Origin of the sequence: Tenacibaculum sp. M341 (genome assembly GCF_004337695.1) — a bacterium.
GTDB lineage: Bacteria > Bacteroidota > Bacteroidia > Flavobacteriales > Flavobacteriaceae > Polaribacter.
Map to the genome: position 1 here is coordinate 266,966 of NZ_SJXJ01000002.1, position 17,419 is coordinate 284,384.

13 protein-coding genes are annotated in these 17,419 nt (G+C 30.8%); 3 read left to right on the forward strand and 10 right to left on the reverse strand.

What is annotated here, in order from left to right; translation table 11 throughout:
* Positions 1-33 precede the first annotated feature (33 nt).
* Both EYW44_RS03050 and rpsO read right to left on the reverse strand, forming a co-directional pair.
* Complete coding sequence (locus EYW44_RS03050) at positions 34-2,271, reverse strand: polyribonucleotide nucleotidyltransferase (RefSeq protein WP_132722191.1); 2,238 nt, start codon at positions 2,269-2,271, stop codon at positions 34-36.
* A 166-nt stretch (positions 2,272-2,437) separates the two neighbouring features.
* Positions 2,438-2,707, reverse strand: a complete 270-nt coding sequence (gene rpsO, locus EYW44_RS03055) for a 30S ribosomal protein S15 (RefSeq protein ID WP_132722192.1) — start codon at positions 2,705-2,707, stop codon at positions 2,438-2,440.
* Positions 2,708-2,932: 225 nt separating this feature from the next.
* Between rpsO and EYW44_RS03060 the strand changes: the two genes are divergently transcribed.
* Positions 2,933-3,763, forward strand: coding sequence for a hypothetical protein (locus EYW44_RS03060; RefSeq protein ID WP_132722193.1), 831 nt, complete (start codon positions 2,933-2,935; stop codon positions 3,761-3,763).
* 81 nt (positions 3,764-3,844) lie between these two features.
* Here EYW44_RS03060 and EYW44_RS03065 read toward each other — a convergent pair whose 3' ends face one another.
* The 7 genes from EYW44_RS03065 to EYW44_RS03095 all read right to left on the reverse strand — a co-directional run bounded on the left by EYW44_RS03065 (position 3,845) and on the right by EYW44_RS03095 (position 14,245).
* Positions 3,845-5,122: a M12 family metallopeptidase gene (locus EYW44_RS03065; RefSeq protein ID WP_132722194.1), complete on the reverse strand. Its 1,278-nt coding sequence runs from the start codon at positions 5,120-5,122 to the stop codon at positions 3,845-3,847.
* 30 nt (positions 5,123-5,152) lie between these two features.
* A complete protein-coding gene (locus EYW44_RS03070; RefSeq protein ID WP_132722195.1) occupies positions 5,153-5,752 on the reverse strand; it encodes a TlpA family protein disulfide reductase in 600 nt (199 codons plus the stop codon).
* Between the two features lie 256 nt (positions 5,753-6,008).
* Positions 6,009-7,112, reverse strand: coding sequence for a hypothetical protein (locus EYW44_RS03075; RefSeq protein ID WP_132722196.1), 1,104 nt, complete (start codon positions 7,110-7,112; stop codon positions 6,009-6,011).
* A 173-nt stretch (positions 7,113-7,285) separates the two neighbouring features.
* Positions 7,286-8,413, reverse strand: a complete 1,128-nt coding sequence (locus EYW44_RS03080; RefSeq protein WP_132722197.1) for a glycerate kinase — start codon at positions 8,411-8,413, stop codon at positions 7,286-7,288.
* Positions 8,414-8,423: 10 nt separating this feature from the next.
* Positions 8,424-10,130, reverse strand: a complete 1,707-nt coding sequence (locus EYW44_RS03085; protein ID WP_132722198.1) for a sodium:solute symporter family transporter — start codon at positions 10,128-10,130, stop codon at positions 8,424-8,426.
* A gap of 21 nt (positions 10,131-10,151) precedes the next feature.
* Positions 10,152-11,465 (reverse strand): MGH1-like glycoside hydrolase domain-containing protein, encoded by a 1,314-nt coding sequence (locus tag EYW44_RS03090; protein WP_132722199.1) that lies wholly within the window; start codon positions 11,463-11,465, stop codon positions 10,152-10,154.
* Positions 11,466-11,584: 119 nt separating this feature from the next.
* The gene (locus EYW44_RS03095) at positions 11,585-14,245 is read right to left on the reverse strand and encodes a TonB-dependent receptor (protein ID WP_132722200.1); all 2,661 of its coding nucleotides are present in this window, start codon (positions 14,243-14,245) and stop codon (positions 11,585-11,587) included.
* A 155-nt stretch (positions 14,246-14,400) separates the two neighbouring features.
* Between EYW44_RS03095 and EYW44_RS03100 the strand changes: the two genes are divergently transcribed.
* Positions 14,401-15,417 (forward strand): LacI family DNA-binding transcriptional regulator, encoded by a 1,017-nt coding sequence (locus tag EYW44_RS03100; RefSeq protein WP_132722201.1) that lies wholly within the window; start codon positions 14,401-14,403, stop codon positions 15,415-15,417.
* A 74-nt stretch (positions 15,418-15,491) separates the two neighbouring features.
* Here the strand turns inward: EYW44_RS03100 and accD are convergent, their stop codons facing one another.
* On the reverse strand, positions 15,492-16,349 hold the full coding sequence (gene accD / locus EYW44_RS03105; protein WP_132722202.1) for an acetyl-CoA carboxylase, carboxyltransferase subunit beta: 858 nt from the start codon (positions 16,347-16,349) through the stop codon (positions 15,492-15,494).
* A gap of 223 nt (positions 16,350-16,572) precedes the next feature.
* Between accD and EYW44_RS03110 the strand changes: the two genes are divergently transcribed.
* Complete coding sequence (locus EYW44_RS03110) at positions 16,573-17,415, forward strand: hypothetical protein (protein ID WP_165872144.1); 843 nt, start codon at positions 16,573-16,575, stop codon at positions 17,413-17,415.
* The last annotated feature ends 4 nt before the right edge of the window (positions 17,416-17,419 follow it).

A 17,419-nucleotide genomic window follows, 5' to 3' on the forward strand; every position in this document is an offset into this window, starting at 1 on the left:
GATTTTTTATTTGAATATAATTTATAATGCTTTTTAAGCATCTTTTTTCTCTGGTCTAGGTTTTCTATCATCACGACGTCTATCACCTCCGCGATTTCTATTATCACCTCTTCCCTTGTTGTCATTATTTCTAGGTTTTGGAGCATATCCTTCTGGCTTTGGTAATAAAGCTTTACGAGATACTTTCTCTTTTCTAGTTTTAGGATCAATACCAAAGTATTTTACATCTAAGATATCTCCCATATTTACGACATCTGTAACATTATTTGTACGTTCCCAAGCTAATTCGCTTACGTGTAATAATACCTCGTTTCCAGGCGCTTCAGTGTATTCTACAACAGCACCGAACTCAAGTATTTTTATAACTTTAACTTCGTAAACAGAACCTCTCTCTGGTTTAAATAACATTGCTTCAATTTTAGCAATTACTTTATCAATACCTTCTTGGTTAGTTCCTAATATTTCAACAATACCTTCTTCAGTAACAGGATCTTCATTAATAACAATAGTAGTTTCTGTATCTTTTTGAAGTTCTTGAATGTGTTTACCACCAGGACCAATAAATGCTCCAATCATATCGTTAGGAATAACTCTATTTACCATCTTAGGAGCATGAGATTTTACATCTGCATTAGGAGTAGCAATAGTATCAGTTAATTTTTCTAAGATATGTAAACGTCCATCACGAGCCTGTTTTAATGCTTTAACTAAGATTTCGTAAGAAAGACCTTTAATCTTAATATCCATTTGACAAGCAGTAATACCTTCAGCAGTACCAGTTACTTTAAAGTCCATATCACCTAAATGATCTTCGTCTCCTAATATATCAGATAAAACAGCATAACGATCACCATCAGAAATTAATCCCATTGCAATACCAGATACTGGTTTTTTCATTTGAACACCAGCGTCCATTAATGCCATAGTACCAGAACAAACTGTAGCCATAGAAGAAGAACCATTTGATTCTAATACTTCTGATACTACACGAACTGTGTAAGGACAATCATCAGGAATCATTCCTTTTAATGCACGTTGTGCCAAGTTTCCATGACCAATTTCACGACGAGAAGTACCTCTTAAAGGTCTTGCCTCACCAGTTGAAAAAGGAGGGAAGTTATAATGTAAGTAAAAACGTTCTTCGTCTTGAACAGTTGGAGAATCAATCATGTTAGCGTCTCTAGATGTACCTAAAGTAACAGTTGCTAATGCTTGAGTTTCCCCACGAGTAAATATAGATGAACCATGAGTTCTTGGTAAATAATCTACTTCACACCAAATAGGACGAATATCAGTAGTAGTACGACCGTCTAAACGTAATCCTTCATTTAAAGTTAAATCACGAACAGCAGCTTTGTGAGCTTTACCAAAATATTTACCAATTAAATCACCATATTCTTCAACTTCTTCTTCGGTAAACATTGCTATTACTTCTTCTTTTACTTCAGAAAAAGCTAAACCTCTTTCTTGTTTAGAAGTTCCTTTTTTAGCAATATCATAGCACTTTTGATATGTAGCTTCTTTTATTTTAATTTCAAGTTCTTCGTTTGTAGCTTCACCTTCATACTCACGAGTTTCTTTTTTACCAACAGCTTCTGTTAAAGCTATTTGGGCAGCACACTGAACTTTAATAGCTTCATGAGCAAACTTAATAGCATCAGCCATTTCTTCTTCAGAAACTTCATCCATTTCACCTTCTACCATCGCAACTGAGTCAGCAGATGCACCAATCATCATATCCATATCAGCTTGCTTTAACTGATCGAAACTTGGATTGATTACAAACTCTCCATTAATTCGGGCAACACGTACTTCTGAAATTGGAGCTTCAAAAGGAATATCAGATAATTGTATTGCAGTAGAAGCAGCTAAACCAGCTAAAGCGTCTGGCATAACCTCTGGGTCATGAGACATTAATTGAATCATAACTTGTGTTTCAGCATGATAATCCTTAGGAAATAAAGGACGTAAAACACGATCTACTAAACGCATGGTTAATATTTCGTCATTACTTGGTCTTGCTTCACGCTTCATAAAACCACCAGGATAGCGCCCAGCAGCAGCAAACTTTTCTCTGTAATCTACAGTCAAAGGTAAAAAATCAATACCTGGATTTGCAGTTCTTGCAGATACCACAGTTGCTAATAACATTGTGTCTCCCATTTTTACAACAACAGAACCATCTGCTTGCTTTGCTAATTTTCCTGTCTCTAGTGTGATGGTTCTTCCATCTCCAAGTTCAATGACTTGGTTAAATACTTTTGGAATCATAAAATGTCTTCTAAAAATTTAATTTGTTTTGTGTGTTGTTGTGTTGTTGTTGTGTGTTGTTCCAATGGAAGTAAATGAATACTTATTTATAAGAATTGTAATAGGTTACAATAATTATTGCTAAAATAAAAAAGAGGCAGGAATTTCCTGCCTCTTTTTGTAAGGTTTATTTTCTGATACCTAATTCTTTGATAATCGCACGATATCTGTTGATCTCTTTTTTCTTTAGATAATCTAATAGGCTTCTACGCTTACCTACCATTTTTACTAACGAACGCTCAGTATTATAATCTTTACGATTTTTCTTTAAGTGCTCTGTTAAGTGATTAATTCTAAAAGTGAATAAAGCAATCTGTGCTTCAGCTGTTCCAGAATCGTTAGCACCTTTACCGTGCTTTGCGAAAATTTCTTGTTTTACTTCTTTAGTTAAATACATACCAATATTGTTTAAATGATTTTAATGTACCAATGATTTCATTGAAGTTGCAAATGTACAATTATTTTTTCTAACATAATACTATTAAGAAGATATTAAATAGTTGTTGTTATAAAGTAAAGGTTTTTGGATTGTTTTTTCTAACGAATGATGAATGAAATGTTTAAGATTAAACCTTTTAAACTTTTACAAGTCAAAGCAATATGACTTTAAATACTATTTATTATGACACGAAATGTTTTAAAATTAGGAGTTCTATTAATTAGTGGAGTATTCTTTTTTATCTCTTGTTCAGATGATAACGTGAATGCTACAAGCAACTTGCTTCCTGAAGAGGTGCAAAGTGTTATTTTGGTTGATGACTTAACATCAGATATTAATAATTTAATTGATGATGATGCTTTTTTAATAGCTGGAAAAGAAGAGGTAAGTAATAAAAGTGTAGAAGATGACTGTGTAATAAGAGCTGTTGAAATAGATGATGCTAATGGAACTAAAACTGTTACGTTAGATTTTGGTGATGGTTGTACAGGAAAAAGAGGACGTGAGTTAAAGGGAAAGATTGTTATAGAATACACAGAAACAGCAAATGAATTTTCTAAAGAAATTACATTTATTGACTTTTCTGTTGATGGTCATCAAATATCAGGAACTAAGTCAGTAAACAAAATTCAAGAGAATGCTAGTGGGAACAAAGAAGCTACTCATGTTGTAAATATTGTAACAACATTGTCTACAGGCGAAGTATTAACACTTGAAGGAACAAGGGTGAGAGAGAAAATAGCGGGAAGTGATACTGACGAAAGAGGTGATGATGTTTATTTAATCTCAGGAAACTGGCGTTTTGTTAATAAAGATGGTGTTGAAGTTATTGTTACTATTGTTGATGAATTAAGAAGAGAATATGCTTGTAAATATATTGTGAGTGGATCAAAAGAAATATCTAAAGATGGTGTAAAAAGTACTTTAGATTTTGGAGACGGTACTTGTGATAACAAAGCAACTCTTACCGATGAAAACGGAAACTCAAGCGAAATTACATTAAGAAGGAGATAGAGAGTATAGTTTTATAACTATTGTATTGAAAGAAACCCAGCTAAAAAGCTGGGTTTAATCAAAATTAAAGCACAATGATTATTAATGAATAAAAGAGTAGACATTCTTTTTTTTATAACTAAGTTGAAAAAACTCATAAGAACCTAATCTAGTTCTATCACAGGTAACACCTCTACTATCTCCGTTGTTAGAACTTACATATTTGTTGTTAGGTCCTTTAATAGCAACCCCTTTATTCCTAAACTCTAATTTAAATTGTTGAAGTCCGCCTATGTACGTTCCGTCACATAGTACTTTATTGTCAGGTTTGACAGTTAAATATTTACCATTAAATCCTTTTAAAGCTACTTTTCCTCCAGGCAATCCAATAATTCTAAAATGTTCTAAAGTTCGTGCACTTGTTCTATCAAATTTAGGACCATTGGTGTTTGGTACTCCTTCATTAGAACTTAAGAACCTGTTATTATTCCCTTTGATAGTTATCACATCATATGTTTGTGGATACATTTTTTTTAAGGCTAGCTTATCATTTGTAGATAAGGCGCTTCTATTGGTAGAGTAGGTAGAGCCATCTTTTTTGGTAATAGTAGGTTTTCCATTTGCTGAAAAAGCATAAGAGCTATATAACATTATGCTAGAAAAATCAAAAGGTGTGTATTCTTTTCCATCTCTACCTCTTTCTTTGTAGGTTTGAAAGTTATGTTCTTTACCGCTTTTAATATTAGCAGTATTAATCGTGATTGTTTTATTTCTATCTACTCTAGATTGTTCGTGCCATAAACCAATTGCGTGTCCAATTTCATGAATGACAGTTCCTGTATTGCAACCACTAGCTAATGTGATGTATTGTCTACTGCCCGTTCTTCCAACAGAAGAAGAACAACCGTCTCCTTTTCTAAAAGTTATATAAGCGTTACTTACAGGAGAAACAGCTTCTCGTCTAACAAAAGCTAAATTAGTTCTAGCTTCTACATGTGCAATTGCATTAAATATTCTACTAGTACTAGGAACATCAGAATTAATATTAAAATACACGATGTTTTTAGGCCATCTTCCACCAGTTCTACCTGTACCTTTTATTTTATTTGAATGATTACGTTCTAGTTGTTTTTGGGTAAATACAATATCACCTTCAACAATGTATTCGTCTCCATATTTTTCTGCAGATAAAGTTTGATTATTAAATACAATATCTACTATTTCATCAAAGTTTTCATTAGGATGTGCTAATTCAACTTCACTGTTTATATTGTTGGGTATTTGTTCAATACTTTCGTTTTCTGTATTACATGATAGTAATAGAGTTCCTGTAAAAGCAAATGTTAAAGCTTTTACAGTGATATGTTTAGATAAATTCATATTTATTTTAGAGGTTTATTTTTGTGAATGCTATACTTTTATTTGAATAAAAAGCTGTTCTAATTCTTGTAAGGAAAATAAGCCATCTCTATTTTTCTGAATAAAGTTTTTGTCGTCTAACAACATAATTGTTGGAGTGCCTGTAATTTTATAATCTATAAAAACAGCATCGTTAGCAGATAGCATATCAAAATGATATTTTTTTTCTGAAGTGATTTCTTTTAATTGTTCAAGATTTGTGTCGTACTGTATGGTTACAATGTAAAAATCATCTTTATATTTTTTTGCAAACTTTTCTAATTCAGGATAAAAAGCGATACAATGATCACAAGTTCTATCTGTAAATACTAATAACTTTTTCTTATGCTTTAATAAATCATTCGTAGTTACAGTTTTACCATTTTTATTTAGTAAATTAAATTCGGGTGCAAACTCATTTTCTAGTGGAGTAATGACGCTAATTTTTTCTTGTTTTAGAATTGTATCAGAAATAATTTCGATGCTGTTATTTTGATAATTGTGAGCAGCTTTTTCAGATGATTTTTTTTCAGAAAGCTTACAAGAAGAAAGGATAATAAGAATTATTAAAGCTAAAAAAACTCTTTTCTTTTGAGAAAGAATAGTTTTCATTTTAAGAGATTTAGATTAAGAGGACTTTTGGTAAAAAAAGTCACTGAAGTAAAATAAGGCTTAAATTAACTATTGAAAAATGTTTATCAACGCGTAAGAGTTGTTGATCGAACTTTATTAATATATTTTACTGTCAGTGACCTTACATTTATAAAGGGATTAAAAAAATAATTGATTACTCCTTCGAGTAAACTACTTCAGATAATAATATCTAAAGTAGTTTCTTGGCCTAGTAATAAAAATTACTCATAATCAACTATTGTAGTTTTTTACAGTTTTCTCTTCTGATAGAATATCTCCAGTAGGTACTAGTTACATCAAAGTTGTTTTTTACTTTACCTTGCCTAATAGCATCAGGGAAAGCATCTACAGCAGCTCCTTTGTGGAAACCAGAACCTATTTTACCATCAGATTTACGTCTCATTTTAAGTAATACATCACCACCTTGTACACCTAATTTAACTTGGTAACGTTTAGTTACTCTTCTTTGTTCACCATACAAAACAAAATCACAAGTTTGATTTTTAGGAACTACATCTCCATCATCAAAATTAATAGTAGTACTTCTTTCAGTACCTTTAGTTACAGAGTTAGCATTGGCTGTTGAAAGCGAACCTCCGAAAGAAAATTCAGTAGAAAATTCTGAACCTGTACCAAAGAAACCAGCAGACATTTTCATGCCAACTTTAACTCCATAAGTTACTGTTGCAGTTGTAGTTCTTGTTACAGCACTTTCATTTTTTTCTTTAAACTCATAAAGCTTTTGAGTGCCTAATCTTCTTGGTGAATTTCTCCATCCTTTTTTCTCAACAGAAGTTAAAATAGTAGGACCCGAAATACGTTTTGTTGCTTGGTAAATTGGTTGAGCTGTTCTTGTTAAAACCCATCTAGGTTGTTGAGTTCCACCATTACAAACATAGCTTTCACCAAAAGGTCTGCAACCTAATAATAATCCTCTTACTTCCCAACCAGCTCTTGTAATAGCAGCATAGTTTTTATCATATCTGTTATTTGCTTTGTATCGATTCATTACAGCTCTAGTTTGTGAAAAAGCCATTCCGTTATTATTTAAATCGCTACTAGAAATGTTAAAAACTTCTCTAAGATCTGCTCTATTAGCAGTTACATAGTCAGCAGGTTCATCAGAAAGACCATTCATTTTTAAAAATTCTTCTTCAGGAATTTGATTCCCATTTTCGTCATATACAAATGCTCCTTCAGAAAAAGGATCTTCATTTTGAATTTCAGAAATAGAGTTTTCAGTTTCATTTAAATTTTCATCTTCTTGGTTACAAGAAACAATAGCCAAAGTTGCTAAGGCTATAAAAACCGTTTTTTTTGTAAAAAAAGTAGTTCTCATTTTAGAGTGTTTTAAGTTATTAAAATTTTAAAGGAGGTTAAGTTCCCGGGACAAAGCTAAATGAAAAGAAAAGTGAAATAATGCGTTTTTCTTGCAAAAACATATGCAACCGATTGCATTGATTTAAGTGTTTGTGTGTTAGTGTTTTTTATGTGTTTTGTTTTGTGAGGTATTTATCCTTTTTTTATTTTCTTTGAAACTATTTTTGCTAAGTAGGTTAAATGAGTAGTTGTGTTATCGAAAGCATCTTTTTCATCTTTAGCAATACTTATGATGTCTTCCGCATGATTTATGTTTAAGTTATTTATTTCGTTTTTAGAAAGAGTAATTCTACCACATAAAACAGCAATTTTATTTGAGGAGTTTCGAACTTTTAATATTCCGTGAATTGTTTTGCCAGAAGCTGTTTGATTGTCTAATTTACCCTCTCCTGTAATTATCCAATCGGCGTCTTTTATTTTTTCTTTAAAGTTTGCGAGATTCTGAATAAGTTCGTTTCCAGAAATTAATTTTCCTTGTAAAAAAGTAGTACAACCAACTCCCATTCCTCCAGCTGCACCACCACCAATTATTTGTTGACTTTTAATATTGAAATGGTCATCAATAACTTCAGAAAAACTGATGACACCATTTTCGAGTAGAGGTAAATCTTCGTCGGAAGCACCTTTTTGTTTCGCATATACATTTACAGCACCGTTAACTCCATATAGAGGATTGGTGACATCACAAGCTATTTTAAAATCGATTTCATAGAGATTTGGTAATACATTTTTGTTATCAATATACTTTATGTTTTGGAGATTTTCTCCAATTGGAAATACTGGATTTTGGTCTTTGTCTAAAAAATTATAACCTAATGCATGCGCCATTCCAATGCCACAATCATTTGTAGCACTACCGCCTAAACCTAGAATGATTGTTTTTGCTCCTTTTTCAATAGCGTCTTTTATAAGTTCTCCGGTGCCGTAAGTACTCGTTTTTTTTACATTAAGTGAATGTTTTTTTATCGATTTAATACCAGAAGCTTCCGCCATTTCTATGAAAGCAATTTTTTTAGCAGAATTAAATAAATAACTAGCATTTATGGTTTTAAAAAATGGGTTTTTAACCTGTTTGTCAATGAATTGACCATTTAAATAATGATGAATAATTTCTATAGTACCATCACCACCATCAGCTAATGGGAGTTTTAATATATTAGCTTTAGGAATTATTGATTGTATAGATTTTTCTACAATATTGCAAAACTCAAAAGAAGTTAAGGTGCCTTTAAATTTATCAGGAGCAATAACTATTTTCATTACTAAAAAATTAGTTTAATATTTCTGGTATAAAAAAGCTAAACACTACAATTAAAATAAAGAAGCTAGCAAGTATAAAAACTTCTTTGTTAGCAAAAGATTTTTTATTTAAATGATGATTTGTGTTTACTGTTTTAGCCTGTACCTTAGGTGTAAGTTTACTTGCTACAACTGCCATAACAACAGCAATTACAAAGCCTGTAAAATTGTACCAAATCCAGAATAAGTCTGGAATGTTATGAATGTTTATATCAGCCAAAGCTTCATGTATGTTTTTACTTCCGTTATAAAATGTTCCTTGATTTAAGAAGTAAACAATTTCTGGCAGATATTTAAAAATTAAGTTGATGGTTACCGATGAGATAATGGCAATATTCATACCTATATGATTCACTTTTTTAAAGAATATTGCAATAACAAAAGCAGCTAGTATAGGACCATAAAATAAAGAAGATATAGAGTTGATAAGTTCAATAACTGTGCTTTGACTATTTCCGAATAAGTAAGCAGATAAAATACATACTACTCCCCAAAAAATCACTAATGATTTAGATAAAACCATATATTTTTTTTCTGAAATTTTAGTTTTTTTATTGTTGAAAAAGTCTTCAATAGTTACAGCACTTAAAGAATTTATAGTAGAGCTTAATGTAGACATAGCTGCGGAAATGATACCGATCATTAATATTCCTATTAAACCATTTGGTAAGTATTTAGTAATAAAAACAGGAATCATTAAATCTGGTTTAATTCCATTTTTGGCAAATTCATTTGGATAGTGAATTTTAGTTACTTCTTCTATACTGTTATAAAACTCAGGAATATTGCTTACTAAATACCCAATAATTAATCCCATGATACAATACACAAAAACAACAGGAAAACGTAGTAACCCATTAGCTAATAGTAACTTTTTAATGGTACCTTCATTTTTTGCTGATAGTAATCTTTGCGCTTGTGTTTGATCTGTTCCGTAGTAAGATAAATACAAAAATATACCACCTAATAGCATTGGTAAAAAGCCATAGTTTTCATTATTGTATATTCCAAAGTTAGAAAGGTCTATTACTTGAAGTCTATCTGTAGCAAATCCATTGAATTCATTAAGTTCTTGTAGCATATTATATCCAACAATTAAGCAAATAATTAAACCAGCAAAAAGAATAATCATTTGAATAGCATCACCCCAAACAACAGCTTTCATACCTCCTTGGTATGAATATATGAGCGTAACTACGCTAATAATAATTAAAGTTAGGTGAAAACTAATACCTACAACAGCTTGAATGATAAGTGCCATAGTGAAAACCATTACCCCTGTACTTAAAGCTCTGCTTATTTGAAAAACTAAACTGATAAGTTTTCTAGTTGATGCAGAAAAACGCTTTTCTAAATATTCGTATACACTTACAATACCAGATTTATATAAAGGAGGTATTATAAAAACCATAATACCAATCATGGCAATAGGTACTCCAAATTCAAAGCTTAACCATTTCATTCCACCACCTTGTTTAAGACCAACAAAAGCGGGGGCAGATATAAAACTAATGGCTGATAATTGGGTAGCCATTGTAGATAAACTTAAAGGAAACCAGCTGAGACTTTTTCCTCCCAAAAAATAATCGTTAGAATTTTTATTTTCTTTAAAGAAGTAACCCATAGCTAAAAAAGCTATAAAGTAGATTAAAATAAGAGAGTAGTCTAGCCAGTTCATAAGTTGTTTTTGGTTTAAGAATTATTTAGTTAAAAAATCAATAATTAATGCTGCACTCCAAGAAAAATTATCTCCACCATACCCAGCAATGCTGTTTTGATGAGCTTCTTTTCTAGCATCAAAGTATTCAAAAAAACCGTTTTGTTTAATAATTTCAATACTGTCTTCTTTTACTCTGTTAGCAATATCATCATAGCCATAATCTTTAAGACCATGATACAATAGCCAGTTAAGATTTATCCAAACAGGACCTCTCCAATATTTTTTTGGATTGAATCTTTTATGAGTTGGATCAAAAGAAGCACATAAGTACTGATCGTCATTTCCAAATTTTTCCATCATTACAGTAACCATTTTTTCAGCTTGTTCTTTAGACGGAATTCCAGCAAATAGCGGACTGAATGAAGAAGAACTAATGTATCGTAATAATTTGTTGTTTCTTAAATCGTAATGACAATATACTCCTAATTCTTGATCATATAATTTGTTATTAAAACTTTGTATGGCTTTTTGTGTTAAGCTTTTTAGTTTTTCTATTTTATATTCATTTCCTCCAATGAGTTCATATAAACGAATTAGTGAAGCATTTGAACTTATTAATAGAGAATTAAATAAAGGATCTTGTACTAAAAAAGGAGAATATTCTGCAATTTCACGATCTTCATAATTATATTTTTTTGCAATTTCTATGATATGTAAATAATAATCGTATTCTCTTTTGCTAGGTCTTTGTGCAGCATCTACATGTCCAGTATCTTTTCTTTCAAATTCTAAAGAAGGCGGATTGATGGTTTCCCAAATATCATCCCAAATAGGGGAGTTGTCTGTTCCAGATTCCCAATTATGATAAATGTATACTAATCCTTCATTTAAAGGATCTCTAAAATTATAGAAGTATAGACTAAAGTCGTAAATAGCGTCAATAACAAGTTTTATAAAGTTGATAATATCCTCTTTATTTTCTGCAATTTCATACATCTTTTCTAAAGCAAACCCTAATGTATGTGGTTGCGTCATACCTGTAGTAGGTACACTTTTATTTGATAGTTCACTTAAATCAGATCTATGGAAATCAGGTCCTGGAAAATAAGTATCACTTTCGTTGTGAAAAATAATATGAGGAATAAAACCATTGCTCCATTGAGCATCTACTAAACTTTTGATTTCGCTTTTTGCTTTTTCAATATCAAAGTGCGCAAACCCTATTGCTATAAAACCAGAGTCCCAGTTCCATTGAAAAGGATATAAACCTTTACAAGGAATAGTAAAGCCTTTCTCTTGATAGTTATTGATTAAAATTTCTTTTGCTTTGGTGGTTATTTCTTGCTGTGTCATAATTTTTTTAATGAAAAGCATTGACTAAAGAAGTCAATGCTTTAGTAACAAAAAGTAGATTAATACTAAAAAACTATTCTATTGAAAAATAGTGTTGTGTTAATTTTATTAAAGTGATTTTAAAAGTTAAAAGTTGCAGTAATAAATAGTCTTCTAGGTAAAATAGGTCTTCCGAAGAAAAATTCTGCATCACCTGCTTGATTTACATTTCTTGGATCACCTTCTGTAACTCCATCAGTATCTAATAAATTAAATACAGAAAAACCAAGACGTAAATTTTCTTTTTCTTCATTTAGGTTGAAGGTATAACCAGCACCTAATCTTACTATTGAAATAGGATCTAGTTCAACATTGTTGTTATCCGCAGCAAACTTACTTCCTGTATAATTTAAAGATAGAATTCCATCAAACTTTTTATTGTCGTAGTTTAAACTTAATGTAGATAAAAAGTTAGGTTGTCTTGCAAGCTTATTACCTTCATTAGTTGCCGTTGATGTTCCTGTAACTAAATCTTCATCTATGTTTTTAGTAATTTCATGATGTTGATAGGTAAGCGTTCCTCTAAAATTAAAATCTGGAATTATTTTGTAGTCCCAGGTAGCTTCCAATCCTAATGTAGCGGTGTTTTGTTCAGATCTAATAAGATCTACTAACTGTCCAGCATTAAAACCTTGTGTAATTCTAATACGATCGTTAAGACCAACATAATAACCAGCAAAAGAACCAGATAATTTTTCGTCAGCAAATTTCACTCCTGTTTCAAACTGAATAATTTGCTCAGAATCGTAGTTTAAATCACCAGATGCTAAAGGTCTAAAACTTCTTAATTGAGGAAAGAAATATCCTTTAGAGAAATTGGCGTATATATTGGTTGCTTCATTTAGCTCATATAACCCTGCTAATGAAACTGCCCAATCTGTAGCAGATGCATTTCCTTTTGTAAAAGTACCATCAGTATAATTTACGTTTGCTAGTTCCGCCGTTAATTCAGAATTTGTGTAAACTTGATCCTCTACAATATTTCCATCTCTAAAAACTCCATCAGTAGACTCTACTCTAAAACCAATATCAAAACGCCATTTATCAAAAACCATTTCATCAGTTAGGTAAAAGGCACTTCTGTTTTGAGATAAAAATCTATTCGTTGTTATTCCAATACGGTTGTATAAACCACCTTCAGAAAAAATAACATTGTTACCAGTTGCATCAGTGTAACTTAAATTAATTAGTCTTGGGTCATTATTGAATTCAGTAAGTACTCGGTATTGAAAATTGATATCCTCAGCTTCTGTTCTAGCTAGAAAAGTTCCAAGTGTAATACTATGACTACCAGTATCAGTACTAATTTTTTGAGTAAAAGATGCTTCACCAGAATAATCAGTCATTGGTCTGAGTCTGTCTATATGTAAGTTGTCAATAACTAAATCATTTCCGTTAACTTGTGTGTTTCCACCTTGATATGTTGCAGAAAAACCAGTATTAGCAGGAGCTACATTATTGATGTATTCATTTAATGTTATAGGATTGTTGTTTGCTCCATTTCCACCTATATAAAGAGCAAAGTTGTGTTGGTATTCAGCAAAACGTATTTTAGACTTAAACTTTAGATTATCGTTAAAGTTATAATTAAAATCAGTTAATACATATCCACCTTTAGTTGATACTCCATTTTCAATAGGACTATTATAAACACCAGTAGGAGTTCTAAAAGAAGTATTTGCAAGTTCACTAGGAAGTAATTGAAAAACATCTTCACCATCATTTCCTTTTAATCGAGATCTAGTACTACCGTTTAAAGGTAATGGTAAAAAGAACTGAGCATTATCATTAATGTATTGTCCATGAATAGTAAAAGAACCGTTTTCGAATTTCTTTTTTATGTTTCCTCTAAACTGAGCTCCTTTGGTTGGTAATCCTGTCACAATAGGTCCTTCATCATACCTAACAAAACCAGTAAAAGCATAGAAGGTATTAGAATCTTCATTACCAAGAGTACCACCAGTGTAAAAATCGGTTTTTACACGTCCTTTATTTGCCCATTCAACATTAATAATATTATTATCATCTGTATCCCCAGTTTTACTGGTGTAGTTTAATATACCAGCAACAGAACCTGCTCCATATAATACCGCAGCACCACCTCTTACAAATTCAAAACCTTTAAAACCTATATCTGGTCTTGCGTATACATCATGTGCAGAAGAGTTTAGTCCGAATGTACTCATTAAAGGCATTCCGTCATATTGTAACGGATTGAAAACATATTGTCCACCAGATGGCAACCCTCTAACAAAAACATTGGTTGCTGTTTCACCACCACCACCTTCAGCAGTAACACCAGGAACGCTTCTAATAATATCAGCTTGACTATTTGCAGATAGTTTTGTGATTTCTTTTTGTTTTAAAGAACTAATAGATAATGGTGCGTTTTTTTGAGATCTAAAAGTGCTAGATGCTGTAAGTACTACTTCGTCTAATACATCACCCTCCTCTTGTAATGTAAAATTCTTTTCTATAGTAGCTCCATCTAAATTTATGTTTTCTTCATAAGTTTTATACCCAATAAATGTAACTCTAATGGTTTTAGAACCTGTTAATACTGTTGTTATGATATATTTTCCATCAATATCAGTAGAAACACCAATATCTGTACCTTTTAAAACAACATTTGCTCCAGGGATAGGTTGTCCAAGATTATCTTTAACGATCCCTTTAATAGAAGTTTGTGCAATAGTTAATAAACTATAAAAAACTATTATTATTGATAATATTTTCTTCATAATAAAATATATTAGTTTTTATGATTTAGTTATTTATTGTGTTAAAAATATGACGATATTCTATTTGTTGGTTAACCAAAATATTAAAAGTTTAACGCAAACGTTTGCATAAAAAAGGTTAGATTTAGTTGATTTTTTATAACACCCCTATAAACATGAAGAGACAATCTCCTACATTAAAAAAAATCGCGAGTAACTTAAAATTATCCGTTTCTACTGTGTCTAGAGCGTTAAATGATAATAAAACAATAAGTAATTCAACGAAAGAGAAAGTAAAAAAAGAAGCAGAGCGACTAAATTATGTGCCCAATGTACTGGCGAAAAACTTTAGAAATAAGAAAATGAATATTATTGGAGTAATAGTGCCCAATATAACTCATGATTTTACTACGACTATTTTAAAAGGAATTTTTATAGAGTCACAAGAATTAGGTTATAGAACTATTGTATCAGAAACAAATGATGATCCTGATAAAGAACAAAAAATATTAGAAGAAATGACTCAATTTGGAGTAGATGGTATTCTTTTATCTTTATCAAGAAACACTACAGATTTATCACCTATTTTGTCAACGCTTCAGAAAAAGCCATTAATAATATTTGACAAAGCTTCAGACAAAGTACCGTGTACGCAGATAGTTATTGACGAGGTAGCAGCTTCTTTTAATGCTGTAGAATATCTGATAAAAACCGGTAAAAAAAGAATAGCGATTATTAAAGAAGTTCAAAACTCATTTAACTCAGAAAGGAGATATCAAGGGTATGTAAAAGCTTTAAAAAAATACAATTTACCAATTGATGAAAACTTAATATTGAAGATTGATGGTTCTTGTATTAATGATGTTAGAAATGTAACTTTTCAGTTGATTAATTTTAAAAATAAGCCAGATGCTATTTTTTGTATTACTGATGCCATAGCGATTGGTGTAATTAAAGCATTGAAAGAAAAAAGTATTGCCATTCCTGATGATGTGTCTGTGGTAGGGTTTAGTAATTCAGGATATTCTACTGTTATTGAACCTAGTTTAACATCTGTTAATCAGCCAGGAAATCAAATGGGAAGGGTAGCAATAAAACAAATTATAGAAGAAATTAATAATAACGATGAATTTGTAATAAGTAAATCGATACAAATTAAAACGAAATTAATTGTAAGAGAATCTACTCATTAGTAATTTCAATTTTAAAATAAAAGAGACAGATATGCACATATCTGTCTCTTTTATTTTTATGTTAAGCAGGTAAATTATGCTCTAATAGGTTGATTTTCGATTAAATCAATATATAAGTTTACTTGCTTTTTTAAATTTTTACGTTCGTAAATAGCATCTAAAAATCCGTGTTCTAATACAAACTCAGATCTTTGGAAGCCTTCTGGTAAATCTTTACCAGTAGTATCTTTTACAACTCTAGGACCAGCAAAAGCAATTAATGCATTAGGTTCAGCAATATTAATATCTCCTAACATAGCAAAAGAAGCTGTTGTACCTCCAGTCGTAGGATCAGTACATAAAGAGATATAAGGAATTTTAGCATCTGCTAATTGAGCTAATTTTACAGATGTTTTTACCATTTGCATTAATGAAAGTGATGCTTCCATCATACGTGCTCCTCCAGATTTAGATACCATTAAAAAAGGGATACTGTGTTTTATAGAATAATCAATTGCACGTGCAATTTTTTCTCCAACAACACTTCCCATAGATCCACCAATAAAAGCGAAATCCATACAAGCAATCACTAAATCTTTACCTAATGATTTTCCTACAGCAGTTCTAACAGCATCTTTTAATCCTGTTTTTTCTTGAGCAGCTTTTAATCTATCTGGATATTTTTTAGTGTCTTCGAATTTTAATGGATCTTTAGCTGAAAGTTTCGCATCTAACTCAGTAAATTCATTGTTGTCAAAAAATAATTCGAAGTATTCTTTACTTCCTATTCTAACGTGGTAACCATCTTCTGGACTTACATACAGATTCTTTTTTAACTCATCGGTATCAATAATTTTACCGCTAGGAGTTTTATACCACAATCCTTTAGGAGTGTCCTTTTTTTCTTCTGTAGGGGTTTGAATCCCTTTATCTTTACGTTTAAACCAAGCCATAGTTAGTTTATTTTTTAGTGTCTGTTTAAATCTGACTTTTTGTTAAATCAGAATTACAAATGTAAAAGATTTTTTTTATAAAATGATTTAAAGTTGTTTTCATACTAAAATGTATGATGTGTTTTTCAAATATTAATTAAACTACTTCAAATATTAGTTCTTAAACCTAGCAGAATTCATTACGGCGTATACTTGTACGTGTAAACTAATAAAAACTTTAATTGTGATAAATTTTATGTTTAAAAAAGGGATAGCTCTTTTATTAATAGGAAGTTGTCTGTCTTGTAACTTCAGAAGTGAAGAAACTGAAAAAGAAATAGAAAGTTACAAAATAGAGATTGCATCAATGAAAAAGAAAATTCAGATTAAAGAATCAGTAAATTTTTCTTTGAGAGAAATTAATGAGAAGAACGAGTCAAAGATTGAAGGTTTAGAAGAGAAAGCGAAATCACAATTTTATTTGTCTAAAAATGAAGCTAGTTATTTAATAGACGAAAAGATGCAGTTTATTTTAAATAAAAAAGATTTTTTAGATAAAACAATCAAAATAGCTGACTTTAAAAGTAATAGTTTTTTTGAAATATATAATTTCTTCTTTTATTTCGGAGATTATTATGAATCTAATCCAGTAGAAGATCAAAGAGGTTTTATGCAGTATTTGATGAATAGATTTGATAGGAATTCAGATAATATTAGAAGCTTTTTTAATGAAGAAATTGTTGAATATTTGGCGGAGGCAATAAGGCTAACAGGAGCATACGAATCTTCGGGGCTTGAAAGTCGAATTATTTTTTTATTAACTGCTTATGAAGACGAAGCATCTGATCCTGATCTTTTTTTAAAATTACATAAAAAGTTTAGCTCTAATGAGTGGAGTTGGGATGAAGATTTTTTATTGAATTTACCAAGTGAGAATGTAAAAATGATTATGAGCGATTCATTTGATGTAGTTGTTGATGCTCAAAAAGTTTTTGATAGTTATGGTTTTTGGGCAAGAAGACATAAAGAAGGCAATGCAGAGGTAGTTTATACTATTTTAAAGGAGTTTAAAACTTTTTTACCATAAAAAA